Annotated in this window: 12 protein-coding genes; 6 read left to right on the top strand and 6 right to left on the bottom strand. The window is 70.5% G+C overall.

The features are described 5' to 3' along the window. The first annotated feature begins 15 nt into the window (after positions 1–15). Positions 16–1,629, top strand: a complete 1,614-nt coding sequence (locus tag IU476_RS05280; protein WP_195097037.1) for an adenylate/guanylate cyclase domain-containing protein — start codon at positions 16–18, stop codon at positions 1,627–1,629. Here IU476_RS05280 and IU476_RS05275 read toward each other — a convergent pair. From IU476_RS05275 to IU476_RS05265, 3 genes are read right to left on the bottom strand one after another with little or no spacing between them, the layout of a single operon-like run. Continuing rightward, positions 1,579–2,466: an amidohydrolase family protein gene (locus IU476_RS05275; protein ID WP_195097036.1), complete on the bottom strand. Its 888-nt coding sequence runs from the start codon at positions 2,464–2,466 to the stop codon at positions 1,579–1,581. The genes IU476_RS05280 and IU476_RS05275 overlap by 51 nt on opposite strands. A gap of 13 nt (positions 2,467–2,479) precedes the next feature. Next, the gene (locus IU476_RS05270) at positions 2,480–3,502 is read right to left on the bottom strand and encodes a nucleoside hydrolase (RefSeq protein ID WP_195097542.1); all 1,023 of its coding nucleotides are present in this window, start codon (positions 3,500–3,502) and stop codon (positions 2,480–2,482) included. A 57-nt stretch (positions 3,503–3,559) separates the two neighbouring features. Further along, positions 3,560–4,774 carry an FAD-dependent monooxygenase gene (locus tag IU476_RS05265; protein WP_324193875.1) on the bottom strand — a complete coding sequence of 405 codons (1,215 nt, stop codon included), beginning with the start codon at positions 4,772–4,774 and terminating at the stop codon, positions 3,560–3,562. Between the two features lie 103 nt (positions 4,775–4,877). Between IU476_RS05265 and IU476_RS05260 the strand changes: the two genes are divergently transcribed. Together IU476_RS05260 and IU476_RS05255 are read left to right on the top strand one after the other, a co-directional pair. Then, the gene (locus IU476_RS05260; RefSeq protein WP_195097034.1) at positions 4,878–5,450 is read left to right on the top strand and encodes a TetR family transcriptional regulator; all 573 of its coding nucleotides are present in this window, start codon (positions 4,878–4,880) and stop codon (positions 5,448–5,450) included. Positions 5,451–5,510: 60 nt separating this feature from the next. Further along, on the top strand, positions 5,511–6,347 hold the full coding sequence (locus IU476_RS05255) for a thioesterase II family protein (RefSeq protein ID WP_195097033.1): 837 nt from the start codon (positions 5,511–5,513) through the stop codon (positions 6,345–6,347). Positions 6,348–6,351: 4 nt separating this feature from the next. Here the strand turns inward: IU476_RS05255 and IU476_RS05250 are convergent, their stop codons facing one another. The 3 genes from IU476_RS05250 to IU476_RS05240 form a co-directional block, all read right to left on the bottom strand. Then, positions 6,352–6,738 (bottom strand): DUF2784 domain-containing protein, encoded by a 387-nt coding sequence (locus IU476_RS05250; RefSeq protein ID WP_195097031.1) that lies wholly within the window; start codon positions 6,736–6,738, stop codon positions 6,352–6,354. Positions 6,739–7,173: 435 nt separating this feature from the next. Next, on the bottom strand, positions 7,174–8,637 hold the full coding sequence (locus IU476_RS05245; RefSeq protein ID WP_195097028.1) for an SDR family NAD(P)-dependent oxidoreductase: 1,464 nt from the start codon (positions 8,635–8,637) through the stop codon (positions 7,174–7,176). A 79-nt stretch (positions 8,638–8,716) separates the two neighbouring features. Next, positions 8,717–9,598 carry an alpha/beta fold hydrolase gene (locus IU476_RS05240; protein ID WP_195097026.1) on the bottom strand — a complete coding sequence of 294 codons (882 nt, stop codon included), beginning with the start codon at positions 9,596–9,598 and terminating at the stop codon, positions 8,717–8,719. Positions 9,599–9,817: 219 nt separating this feature from the next. Here IU476_RS05240 and IU476_RS05235 point away from each other — a divergent pair, with 219 nt between their 5' ends. The 3 genes from IU476_RS05235 (at position 9,818) to IU476_RS05225 (ending at position 12,398) form a co-directional block, all read left to right on the top strand. Continuing rightward, the gene (locus IU476_RS05235; protein WP_195097024.1) at positions 9,818–10,513 is read left to right on the top strand and encodes a TetR/AcrR family transcriptional regulator; all 696 of its coding nucleotides are present in this window, start codon (positions 9,818–9,820) and stop codon (positions 10,511–10,513) included. 99 nt (positions 10,514–10,612) lie between these two features. Then, positions 10,613–11,758 carry an acyl-CoA dehydrogenase family protein gene (locus IU476_RS05230; RefSeq protein WP_195097022.1) on the top strand — a complete coding sequence of 382 codons (1,146 nt, stop codon included), beginning with the start codon at positions 10,613–10,615 and terminating at the stop codon, positions 11,756–11,758. Continuing rightward, positions 11,742–12,398, top strand: a complete 657-nt coding sequence (locus tag IU476_RS05225) for a TetR/AcrR family transcriptional regulator (protein WP_228823005.1) — start codon at positions 11,742–11,744, stop codon at positions 12,396–12,398. The genes IU476_RS05230 and IU476_RS05225 overlap by 17 nt, the downstream gene beginning before the upstream one ends. Positions 12,399–12,401: the final 3 nt, after the last annotated feature.

Raw genomic sequence — 12,401 nt, 5'->3', positions numbered from 1 at the left:
GCATACGCTGCATGCATGGTCGACAGTGAGCTGACGCCGGAGGCCCTCGGGCCCGCGCCCTGGGGGTCGCGGCTGCTGGGGTCCGCGGACGAGACGTCCGGGCTGCGCCGGCTGCGCGTGCAGGCGCTGCTCACGATCCCGCTGCTGGTGGCGAACCTGACCGGGATCGCCGTGGTGATCGCGCTGGTCGGCTTCGTGCTGCCGGGCCCGTCGATGTTCACCCGCCGGCTGATGCTGCAGAACTTCGTCGCGACGCCGCTGTACGCGGCGCTGGCGGTGGTGGTCGGCACGGTGTGGGGGACCGTGTGGGGCGTGCGCACCCTGCGCTGGGCGATCGACCCCGACCGGGTCCCCACCGCCGCCGAACAGGCCGCCGCCGCGCGGGTGCCGCGCCGGCTGGTGATGCAGCAGGCGGTGCTGTGGCTCGGCGGCGCGGCCGTGCTGACCCCGCTCTACGGCCTGGTGGACGCCGCCTTCGTGCCGAAAGTGCTGCTGGGCATGGGATTCACCGTGGTCGTGGTGTGCGCCAACAGCTATCTGATCGCCGAGTTCGCGCTGCGGCCGGTCACCGCGCGCGTGCTCGAGGCCGCCCCGGCGCGGCGGCTGCGCGGGTTCGGGGTGTTCGGCCGCTCGGTGCTGGTGTGGACGCTGGCCACCGGCGTGCCGGTGACGCTGGCGATGGTGCTGGCGGTGCTGTCGCTGTGCGGCATGGACTTCAGCGAGGCGCGGCTGGCGATCTGCGTGCTGTCGCTGGGCGGCGCCACCCTGGTCTTCGGGCTGTTGCTGATGACCCAGACCTTCGCGGCCACCGTCGCGCCGGTGCGCACCGTGCGCCGGGCGCTGCGCCGGGTGGAGAACGGCGAACTCGACGTGCACGTCACCGTCTTCGACGGCACCGAACTGGGCGAGTTGCAGAGCGGTTTCAACCGCATGGTGGACGGCCTGCGCGAGCGCGAGCGGATCCGGGACCTGTTCGGCCGCCACGTCGGCGACGAGGTGGCCGCCGCGGCCCTGGCCCGCAATACCGAACTCGGCGGCGAGGAGGTCGAGGCGGCGGCGCTGTTCATCGACATCATGGGCTCCACCACCATGGCGGCGACCCGGCCCGCCGGCGAGATCGTCGCGATCCTCAACGACTTCTTCGGCGTCGTGGTGGACGAGGTGGAGCGCTGCGGCGGGCTGATCAACAAGTTCGAGGGCGACGCCGCGCTGGCGGTGTTCGGCACGCCCGCTCCGCTCGCCGACTACGCGGGCGCGGCGCTGGCCGCGGCGCGCGGCATCCGTCTTCGATTGTCCAGTGGCGCAAGGGAATTCGACGCCGCGATCGGGGTCTCGTCGGGCCGGGTGGTGGCGGGCAACGTGGGCGCGTACCGCCGCTACGAGTTCACCGTGATCGGTGACGCCGTGAACGAGGCCGCCCGCCTGTGCGAGCTGGCCAAGCAGGACCCCGGCCGCGTTCTCGCCTCGGCGGCGACCGTGGCCGCGGCCGCCGAACCCGAACGCGGCCGGTGGCAGCCGGGGGAGGAAGTGGTGTTGCGCGGGCGGGTCGAGGCCACCCGGCTGGCGCGGCCGCAGCGCCTAGTCGAGGCCGAACATCCGGGCGGCGTTGTGGTGGCAGACGTTCCGTAGCCAGTCCGCGCCGAGGTCGAGGCGCTCGAGGGCGTGCAGCGCGTGACCGTAGGAGTACGGGATGTTGGGGAAGTCGCTGCCGAACAGGATGCGCTCGCCGAACGCGCGCAGGCGCCCGCGCTCGGCGGGCGGGAACGGGTCCTCGGCTTCGAAGAAGTCGGTGAAGTTCATGGTGGTGTCCAGGTGGACGCCGTCGAATCGTTCGGCGAGATCGAGGAATTCGGAGTACTCGGGCGCGCCCATGTGCGCGACGATCAGGCGCAGCCGCGGAAACCGTTGCAGCAGTGCGCGCATCGGCTCGGGTCCGGTGTATGTCCCTGCGGCGGGACCGGATCCGCAATGGGTGAGCACCGGGACCCCGGCGTCGGCGAGCATGCCCCACACCTCGTTCAGCAGCGGGTCGCAGGGGTGGAAGTCGCCGACCTGGATGTGCACCTTGAGGATTCGCGCACCCGCCTCGAGTGCCGCCTCCACATAACTGCTCGCGTGGTGTTCGGGATAGAACGTGGCGGTGTGCAGGCAGTAGGGGGTGCGGGCGGCGAAGTCGGCGGACCACTCGTTGAGCCAGGCCGCCATATCCGGCTTGTGCGGATACACCAGAGAGGTGAACGCGCGAACCCCGAAGCCGCGCAACGTCTTCAGCCGCACCTGCTCGTCGTCGCGGTAGGTGATCGGCCAGGGTCGCCCGGTCAGCGGCCCCGCGCCGTCGAAGTAGGCCCACACCTTGCGCAGCACCTGCTCGGGCATGAAGTGGGTGTGGATGTCCACCAGCCCCGGCAGGCCGAGCCGCTCGCGGAACCCGGCGACGAAAGCGACGTCGTCCTCGTCGGCACCCATCGGGTCTCCCGTCCTACGCGCTCGGATACGTCGCGCGGGCGAAATCCCCGACCCGCGCGATCAGTCGGTCGAAGAACACCGCCGGATCGGTGCCGATCACGATGTCCGCGTTGGGTTCCCGGCCCCACATCCCGGACCAGTCGGCCACGGTCGCGCCGCGGGTGAAAGTGCCGCTCAGCTCGACGTCGACCGTGGCGGGCCGGGTCCGCGCGAGGCCCGGCTCGAGCGCGACCGCGGCGGCGAACGGATCGTGCAGGTGCGCGAGGTAACCCTGGCCGCACTGGTGGTGGAACTCGAAGTAGAACCGCACCGCGTCGGTGACGAACCGCACGATCGCGTTGCCCGCCTTGGAGATCACGCCCGGCGCGTCGGATTCGGCGAGCGTCTCCACCGGCAGGCTGTGCGCCCGCTCGGCGAGCCGGACCAGATGCTCCGGGTACATCTCGATGGTCTCGGTGACGTCGAGGCCGCAGACCAGCGGCCGCCGGTCCGCCGGGGCGGCGGCGAACGCGGCGAAGACCTCCCGCCAGGCCTCGGGGTCGACGTGCACGTTCCACTCGGTGGTCGGCGTCGTGTTCCCGGGGTGGTTGAACGCCCCGCCCATCACGACCAGCCGCCGCAGCAACCGCGGCAGTTCGGGCTCCAGCCGCAGCGCGAGCGCCAGATTCGTGAGCGGGCCGGTGCACAGGCCGATGATCTCCCCGGGCCGCTCCCGCGCGACGTCGACCCAGAGCTGTGCCGCGTGGCGGTCCGACAGAGCGGCCGCCGCCGGCCCGAAGCTCGCGTACCCGATGCCCTGCGGACCGTGGGTGTCCTCGGTGGTGCGCAACGGGATCGACAGCGGTTCGGCCGCACCGACGGCGACCTCGATGCCGGGCGTGCGGCACAACTCCAACAGCGCCAGGTTGTTCGCCGCGACCTGGGCCGCGGGCACGTTGCCGGCCGTGGCGGCGATACCGACGATCTCGGCGTCCGGGCTGGCGAGCAGATACAGCAGCGCCAGCGCGTCGTCGATGCCGGTATCGACATCCATCATGATCTTCTGCCGCACGAATCGAGCCTAACGAGCGTCGCTGCCACACCGGCGGACAGGTCAGTACGACGGCAGTTCGTAGCTGTCGGTCTTGCCGAAGAACGCCTTCATCATGACCGGCCGCATCGGCCGCGACATCATCACGCGCATGGAGGTGCGGGCCAGCGCCATGCCGAACCGGCTCTGCGGCAACATCATCTTGATCCCGCCGCCGGGCATCTGCTTGGCCTCGGCGAGGAACGGCGTGACCTTCTCCTCGTACCGCGCCAGCGCGCCCGGCAGATCGGCCGGGGTAGCGGCGATCTCCCCGGCGAGGATGTACGCGCCGACCAGGGCCATCGCGGTGCCCATGCCGGTCATGGGCGAGCCGCAGTACCCGGCGTCTCCGGCCAGGGTCACCCGCCCCGCCGACAGGCTGGGCATGTCGATGCGCGCGAGGACGTCGAAGTAGAAGTCGGGCGTCGACCGCATCGCCTCGAGCACGGTCGGCGTGTGCCAGCCCGCCCCGGCCAGCATGTCGCGGATCAGCTGCTGCTGGGCCGCGACGTCGCGCCGCAGGGCGGGGTCGGCGTCGGTGCGCACGGTGATGATCGCCTTCGCGGTGCTCGGGTCGCCGTCGGGCCGGATGCCGAGCGCCGCACTCGGCACGGCGTGCAGGGCGAACCAGCCGGGCCGCACGTCCGGCGGGGTCGGAATGGTGAAGAACGCGCCGTACCCGCCCAGGTAGGTGGCGAACTGCTCCTCGGGGCCGAAGGCCAGGCGGCGCGTCGCCGAGTGCACGCCGTCCGCGCCGACGACCAGGTCGAAGCGTTCGGTGCGACCGGAGGCGAAGGTGACCGCCACGCCCGAATCGTCCTGGCGCAGCGCCTCGATCCACTCGCCGTAGCGGTAGTCCAGTGCACCGCCCGCGGCGGTGACCTCGTCGAGCAGCACCTGGTTCAGGTCGCCGCGGGTGATCTCGATCTCGGCGACCGGGCCCTTCCCGTCGAACATCTCCATGGGCAGGCTGGCGAATTCGTGCCCCTCGGCGTCGACGTAGCACATGCCCAGTTCGTGCAGCTGGTACTTGCGGATGCCCGGCATCAGGCCCATGCGCTCGGCGACCTCGCGGCTCGGCCCGCGCAGATCGACGGCCTGGCCGCCCGGCCGGGGCGTCGCGGCGCGCTCGACGACGGTGACCCGGATACCGGCCCGAAGCAGTTGCAGCGCAACGGCATTCCCGGCGATGCCGCCGCCGGAGACGAGGATGTGGGGGGTGGCTGCGGAGGTGTTCACGGCTTGTCCTGTTCTCTGGTTCGAACGTCTTAGACAAATGTCTAACACACCCGTGGCACGCATGTCTAGAACAAATGTCTAAGACGCTGGTAGGGTGGGGTGCATGGGAAACCGGGAAGATCTCTTGGCAGGTGCCCGCAAGGCGATCCTCGAGCGGGGACTCGCCAAGGTGACCGCGCGCGACATCGCGGCGGCCGCGAACGTCAGCCTGGCGGCCATCGGCTATCACTTCGGCTCGAAGGACCGGCTCGTCTCCGAGGCGATCACCGAATCGATCGGCAGCGAGATCGGCGACGGCATGGAGGCGGCGATGCGGGACGCGGGGGAGGGCCGCTCGCTGTCGGAGTCCGTCGGACCGACCTGGAACGGCATGCTCGACGTCGTGCAGCAGAACCGCGAACAGCTGCTACTGAGCCTCGAGAACGCGGTGCGCATCGCCCGCTCCGAGGAACTCCAGGCCTACCTGTCCGACGCCACCGAGAGGGCCTACGGCGACCTGTCCGCGCTGCTGCGCGAACTGCATCCCGAGCTGTCGGCGAAGGAGGCACGGGCCGTGGCCAAGCTGTACTTCGTCCTGTTCCAGGGCTACGCCATGCTCGCGCTGCTCGCGCCCGCCGGCGAACTGCTGAACGGCGACGACGTCGAACTCGCGGTGAAAGCGCTGCGCGGCGCGTAGCCCCGGCAAACACCGGCCGTGCACACCCTGCGGCGGTGCGCGGGGTGCCGACCGGCTGGCATGCTCGGTATCGGAGCCTCGGTGCTCGACGCCGAGCGCGCACCACGTCCGGAAGTCACCCAGCGCGGAGGAGGCGCCCTCGTGGCGGAGAACGGCAACGACACCACCTGGTTGCGGGAGTTCCGTACGGCGGCGCGGCCGCGGGCCGTGCTGGTGTGCTTCCCGCCGGGCGGCGGTTCGGCGAGCGCGTACCGCGACCTGGCGCGGGGGATAGGGGAGGGTGTCGAGGTCCTCGCCGTGCAGTATCCGGGCCGGCAGGACCGGCTGGGCGATCCGATGGTCGCCGATATCGGCGAGATGGCCGACCGGGTGGCGGCCGACGTGCTGGTGTCGGAGCCGAGCGCGCCGCTGGCACTGTTCGGGCACAGCATGGGCGCGACCGTGGCCTTCGAGACCGCCCGGCGGCTCGAAGCCGAGGGCCGTACCCCGGTGCGGCTGTTCGTCTCCGGCCGGATCGCGCCGTCGGCCCCCTATCCGGGCCGCCTGCACGACGCTCCCGACGCGGATCTCATCGCCGAGCTGGAGCGCCTGGCCAACGATCCCGCCGCGGTGGCCGTGCTGCGCACCGAACCGGGCCTGGCCGACCTCGTCCTCCCGGCGGTGCGCAACGACTACCGCGCGGTCGAGACCTACCGCTGCCAGCCGGGCGACTTACTGCGCTGCGACATCTCCGCGCTGCTGGGCGCGGACGACCCCACCGTGACCGCCGAGCAGGCGCGCGCGTGGCAGGACCACACCACCGGCGAATTCGAACTGGCGACCTTCCCGGGCCGCCACTTCTACCTCGACGAAAGACCTTCGGAGATAGCGGAGTTCGTCGCCGCCCGGCTGCCCTGACGAGCTACTGCGGCGACGGTGGAAGCTGCGCCAGACAGTCGCGCCGCCGCGTCTGCCACCACAGCCCGGCCCACGACAGCAGCACGACGATCACGACCAGCACACGGACCAGATCGAGCGCGTCGCGCGGATACAGCACGCCGGTGATGTAGTGGTCGATGAAACCGCCGGGCGGCAGCTCGGAGTCGCCGGCCCGCTGCCGCGCCCAGTTCTCCAGGCGCGTGAGCGGGCAGTCGACGGTGAACAGCACCGTGCTGAACCCCCAGCCCACCGCGGCGATGTGCGTCCAGATCGTCCGGTGCCACCGCCACGCGAGAAAGCCGCCCGTCACCAGATAGACGACGAACAGAAAATGCACACCCGCGGTGACGTCTGCCAGCAGCCGGTACATCTCACCAGCTTAGAAGGCCCGGACCCCAACGCGCACTTATCTTTCCGGAGTGCAGCGGCGCGGCGAGTTCGAAAATACCTATACACCGATATGCGCATCTGAGCATGTATATCCGAAACTACCAACGTCGGCCGGAGGAGCACGTCGACAAACCGCGCAGGGGAGGAGGAAGCCCCGAGGGACGGCAGAGAGCTACCGCAGGGGAGGAGGCGCAGCCGTGATGCGACGCGAAAATCCCGGTATCGCAACATCTTTCGACCCGGCACTGGGAGTGAGCCTGCCTCGGCCCGCTTGGAGAGAGAAAAAAATACCGCTATCACCCTATGCGCATCTATGCATGTAAAGCCACAAAAGCGCGTCGCCGAAACCCCAACCGACCTCACCAACCCAAAAAGACAGCAAAGAGGGCCAGGAGCCTCAATCACGCCCAGCCGCTTACCAATTGGACGGCTCGTAGTCCTTCAGGAAGCACCCGAACAGATCCACCCCGTCCTCACCCCGCACGATCGGGTCGTACACGCGGGCCGCGCCGTCGACGAGATCGAGGGGCGCGTGGAAGCCTTCCTCGGCGAGGCGGAGCTTGGTGTAGTGCGGGCGCTCGTCGGTGATCCAGCCGGTGTCGACGGCGGTCATGAGGATGCGGTCGGTTTCGAACATCTCGCGGGCGCTGGTGCGGGTCAGCATGTTCAGGGCCGCCTTGGCCATGTTGGTGTGGGGGTGGCCGGGGCCCTTGTAGCCGCGGCTGAAGACCCCCTCCATGGCAGAGACGTTGACGACGTACTTGCGGCGGGCCGGCGCGGCGGCCATGGCGGGGCGTAGTCGCGAGATGAGCAGGAACGGCGCGACCGAGTTGCACAGCTGCACCTCGAGCAGTTCGGTGGCGTCGACCTCGGCGACGGTCTGCACCCAGCTGTTGGTGTGCGCGAGGTCGGGGACCAGGCCGCCGGCATCGATGGCGACGCCGCGCGCGATGCGTTCGGGCGTGGCCGATCCGGCGACGAGCGCCAGGTCGGTGATGTCGGCGGCGGTGAGCGCGGGCGCCAGCGACGCGGTGAGCGCGGTGGGGTGGGCCTGCATGGTCTTGCCGAAACTGACGCTGTCGGGGAGTTCGCCCGCGGGCAGCGGGCCGTTCTCGGCCTCGGCGAGCGCGCTGTAGGCGCCGGGTGAGCGGCGGACGGTCTGCGCGGCGTTGTTGATCAGGATGTCGAGCGGGCCCTGCGCGGCGACGTCGTCGGCGAGGGCCACGACCTGGGCGGGGTCGCGCAGGTCGATGCCGACGACGCGGAGCCGGTGGAGCCAGTCGGCGCTGTCGGGCTGCGCTGTGAATCGGCGGATGGCGTCGTTGGGGAAGCGGGTGGTGATGGTGGTGTGCGCGCCGTCGCGCAGCAGTCGCAGCGCGATGTACATGCCGATCTTGGCGCGGCCGCCGGTGAGCAGGGCGCGGCGGCCGCGCAGGTCGGTGCGGGCGTCGCGCTTGGCGTGGCCGCGGGCCGCGCAGTCGGGGCAGAGCTGGTGGTAGAAGGCGTCGACGCGGGTGTAGCGCTGCTTGCAGATGTAGCAGGGGCGGGGGCGGACGAGGGTACCCGCGGTCGCGCCGGTCGTGCTGGCGGACAACGGGATTCCCGCGGTCTCGTCGTCGATGCGGTGCGGCGAGCCGGTCGCGGTGCCGGCGACGACGGCGCGGTCGGCGGCGGTCTTGGCGTCGCGGGCGGCCACGCGCCGGCGCTGCTTGAGCTTCTTGAACATGTGGCCGACGGCGCGTTGCACGGCGACCGAGTCGGGGTGCTCCTTGTCCAGGCGGGCGGCCTGGTCGAGGACGCGCAGGCAGGCGGCGAGGTCCGCGGGGTCGATGGCGGGTTCCGGCGATGCCGAGGTGGTCGTCGGGTCGTGGTCGGCCATCGTGCTGCGAGATCGTCCTTCGTGCGCTGGTGAGCTGGCGACTCATTGTCGCATCGCGCCGCGTGGGGCGAGCGCGGGGCTACCGGGGTGTGTATTCGATGGGTGCGTTGTCGGCGCGCAGGTCGTCGATGAAGTTGGCGATCGCCTCGACGACGAGCAGTGGTTCGGTGAGTGGTAGCCAGTGGTCGGCGGGCAGCTGGTAGCACCAGAGCCGGTCGACGCCGCGCCGGACGTGGTCGGCGGCGGTGGGCAGCGCGCGGGCGTCGGCGCGGTCGACGATCAGCTGGACGGGGACGGCGGTGTGGGTCACGCGCGGGTGACGCAGGTGGTGGGCGAGGTTGGCGCGCACGATGCGGGCGCCGGCGAGCAGGTCGCGGGGCCAGGTGACGGAGAGCAGCGGCGTGCCGTGGGCGAGGTGGGCGCGCACGCGCGGCCAGGGGAGGAGCCGGCGGCCGAGGACGAGCCAGCCGAGGCCGGGGAGTTTCCACCAGGGGGTGTCGGGCAGGCGGGGGCGGCGCAGGGCGAGGGCGAGGCGGCCGAGGTCGGGTGCGCACAGTGCGGTGCCGGAGGCGATGCGGGTGTTGGCGCGGGGGTCGGCGAGTGCGGCCCAGAGCTGGAAGGCGCCCCAGCCGTGCCCGGCGACGTGGGCGGGCCGGTCGGGGCTGACGGCGTCGAGTACGGCGTAGAGGTCGTCGGTCAGGTGGCTGAGCCGATAGTGCTGGGCCGCAGGGGGTTTGGTGCTGCGGCCGTGGCCGCGGACGTCGTAGGTGACGACGTGGAAGCCGTCGGCGAGCATGCGGGCGACCTCGTCCCAGACGCGGTGGGTGTCGGTGATGCCGTGGACGAGGACGAGGGTGTCGGCGGCCGGGTCCCCGTGTTCGTAGACGGCGAGGGCGAGGCCGTCGTGGCGCACGGTGCGGCGGCGCGACCGTGGGAAGGGGGTGTGTGGCGGGTGGGTCATCGTGTCTACCTCGCAGTGCCGGGCTGTCCCGCTGGATCGTACCGCCGGTACGTTCGACGATACTGACAGTACGGATGTTCTGTTCGCAAGGCCTCGGTGGCTGCGGGATCGTTGTGTTCTGTCACAGGTTTCGTGGTGAGGCCGGGAGGCGCGGAACCGGCGTACCGGCGGTACGTGTAGGGTCGCCGCAGGATTCCGTATCAGGGAAGTCGAGTAGTCGTGCCCCGTTCCAGCCGTCACAGTGCCGCGCCGCGGGTGGACCGCGACCAGATCGTGGACGCGGCGGTGCGGGTGATCGACCGGTCGGGCCCGCGGCCGAGTATGGACGCGATCGCGCGGGAGGCGGGGATCACCAAGCCGCGGTTGTATCGGCAGTTCGCGGACAAGGCGGATCTGTACACCGCGGTCGCCGAGCGCATGTCGCGCACGGCGTTCGCCGCGACCGGGGACGACATGACGTTGCTGTTGCAGCCGCCGCGGCCTGCGCTGCGGCGCGTGTTCGAGGCGTATGCGGAGGGGATTCTGCTGCATCCCAACGTTTTCCGGTTTCTGGCGCAGGCGCCGGTGCTGCCGTCGTCGGGTGGTGGGGACGGCGCGGTGCTGCAGTTCGATCTGGGGCGGGACGCCGCGCGGCGGTTCACCCGGCTGGCGCGGGCCATCGCGGAGGCGGTGCCGGTGGAGGTGGGCGGGATCGATTATCTGTCGCGCGCGGTGGTCGGGGTGGTGGTGGCGACGACGGATCTGTGGCTGGAGGGGTCGCCGGAGGCGGGTGCGGGGGAGTTCGTGGCGGAGGCGACGGAGTTGGTGTGGGGGTTGATCGATGGGTTCCTGCGGCGGCAGGGTGTGGCGGCGGATCCGGAGACGCCGATCTTCACCACGTTGGCGGAGGTCAATCAGGCGCACGAGGCGGGGTGAGGGCGGTATCGGGGGGTTGTTGACATTGCGCCAATAGTCGGCCACGCTGGTGCTCGGAGGGCCGGTGGGTGGCCGGGCACGAGACGAAGGGCAACAATGATGGCGCGCACCCCATGGAGCGACGACGAGGTCGAGGCCGTACGGGATCTGGCGAGGGAGTTCTTCGTCAAGGAGGTCGTCCCGCACGAGGAGAAGTTCGTCGCGCAGGGCCATCCCGATCGTGCGCTGTACCGCCGGGCCGGCGAGCTGGGTCTGTTGTGCGCCGCGATTCCGGCCGAATACGGCGGCGGCGGTGGCACTTTCGCGCACGAGGCCGCGATCATCGAGGAGCAGACGTTCCAGGGTGACGGCGCGCTGGGCATGCCGGTGCATTCGTCGATCATCGCGCCGTATCTGCACGAGTTCGGGTCCGAGGAGCTCAAGCGGCGGGTGCTGCCGAAGGCGGCCAGTGGTGAGATGGTGCTGTCGATCGGGATGACCGAGCCGGGCACGGGGTCGGATCTGCAGAACATCAAGACCCGTGCGGTGCGCGAGGGCGACGAGTACGTCATCACGGGGTCGAAGATCTTCATCTCCAACGGCTGGCTGTGCGACGGCATCATCATCGCGGCCAAGACCGATCCGACGAAGGGCGCGGCCGGGGTGTCGCTGATCTTCGCGGAGGTGGGCGACGACACGCCGGGTTTCACGCGGGGCCGGATCCTGTCGAAGATCGGCGGCAAGGGGCAGGACACGGCGGAGTTGTTCTTCGACGGCCTGCGGGTGCCGGCGGCGAATCTGCTGGGCGAGGCCGAGGGTCAGGGCTTCTATCAGATGATGCAGCTGCTGGCGCAGGAGCGGCTGGTCACCGCGATCATGGCGGTGGCGATGATGGAGAAGGCCGTGGAGCTGACGGTGGAGTACACCAAGGGCCGCGAGGCGTTCGGCAAGCCGCTGTTCGCGATGCAGAACACGAAATTCGAACTGGCCGAGTGCAAGACGCTGGCGCAGGTGGGCCGGACGTTCCTCGACGACGCGATCGTCAAGCATCTGCGTGGTGAGCTGGACATTCCGACCGCCGCCATGGCGAAATACTGGCTTACCGACCAGTTGGGTATTGTGGTGGACCGCTGTCTGCAACTGTTCGGTGGTTATGGATATATGACGGAGTACCCGATCTCCCAGCTGTATACGGGCGCACGGGTGTTGCGCATCCTGGCCGGCTCCAACGAGGTGATGAAGGATCTCATTGCCCGCTCACTCTGAGACCGAAGACGAAATCCGGCACGCCGCGGCGCCGTCGGCCCCGCGGCGCCGGCTCGAACCCGACGAACGGCGTGCGCAGATTCTCGAGTGCGCGATCCAGATGTTCGGTGAGCGCCCGTACGCGGCGGTGTCGACCGCGGAGCTGGCGCAGCGGGCGGGGGTGGCGCGCGGGCTGATCAATCACTACTTCGGCAACAAGCGCGATCTGTATCTGGCGGTGGTGCGCCGGATGGTGACCTTGCCGCGTCCCGATCACATGGTGGTGCCGACGGGGACGCCGCGTGAGCGGGTCGAGGCGAGTGTGGCGTGGTTGCTCGACACCATCGGTGAGCACGGCAGCACGTGGGTGAAGGTGACCGGGCACGAGGGCATCGGCGACGATCCGGAGGTGGAGCGCATCCTCGACGAGGCCGACGACGCGGCGGCCGACCGGTTGCTGGAGATGGTGGGGCTGGCGGAGTCCGAGCACAGCGGGGAGCTGCGGGCGCTGGTGCGCGCCTACGGCGGGCTGGTGAAAGCCGCTGGGCGGGAATGGATCACGCGCCGCAGTCTGTCGCGTGCGCAGGTGCACCATCTGCTGGCGGACATGTTGCTGACGTTGGTGACCCGGTCGTTCCCGCGGGTCGAGGGCGCGGGTTAGGGG

Source organism: Nocardia blacklockiae (genome assembly GCF_015477355.1).
Lineage (GTDB): Bacteria > Actinomycetota > Actinomycetes > Mycobacteriales > Mycobacteriaceae > Nocardia > Nocardia blacklockiae.
Note: the sequence above shows the minus strand (reverse complement) of the source record. Positions and strands in the feature narration are given on the sequence as shown.

Coding starts and splice junctions, on each gene's coding strand:
- IU476_RS05245 (WP_195097028.1), bottom strand. CDS start 8,637: ATGGCCGACCACGACCCGACGACCACCTCGGCATCGCCGGAACCCGCC.
- IU476_RS05230 (WP_195097022.1), top strand. CDS start 10,613: ATGGCGCGCACCCCATGGAGCGACGACGAGGTCGAGGCCGTACGGGAT.
- IU476_RS05275 (WP_195097036.1), bottom strand. CDS start 2,466: ATGGGTGCCGACGAGGACGACGTCGCTTTCGTCGCCGGGTTCCGCGAG.
- IU476_RS05255 (WP_195097033.1), top strand. CDS start 5,511: ATGCTCGGTATCGGAGCCTCGGTGCTCGACGCCGAGCGCGCACCACGT.
- IU476_RS05280 (WP_195097037.1), top strand. CDS start 16: ATGGTCGACAGTGAGCTGACGCCGGAGGCCCTCGGGCCCGCGCCCTGG.
- IU476_RS05250 (WP_195097031.1), bottom strand. CDS start 6,738: ATGTACCGGCTGCTGGCAGACGTCACCGCGGGTGTGCATTTTCTGTTC.
- IU476_RS05260 (WP_195097034.1), top strand. CDS start 4,878: ATGGGAAACCGGGAAGATCTCTTGGCAGGTGCCCGCAAGGCGATCCTC.
- IU476_RS05240 (WP_195097026.1), bottom strand. CDS start 9,598: ATGACCCACCCGCCACACACCCCCTTCCCACGGTCGCGCCGCCGCACC.
- IU476_RS05270 (WP_195097542.1), bottom strand. CDS start 3,502: ATGATGGATGTCGATACCGGCATCGACGACGCGCTGGCGCTGCTGTAT.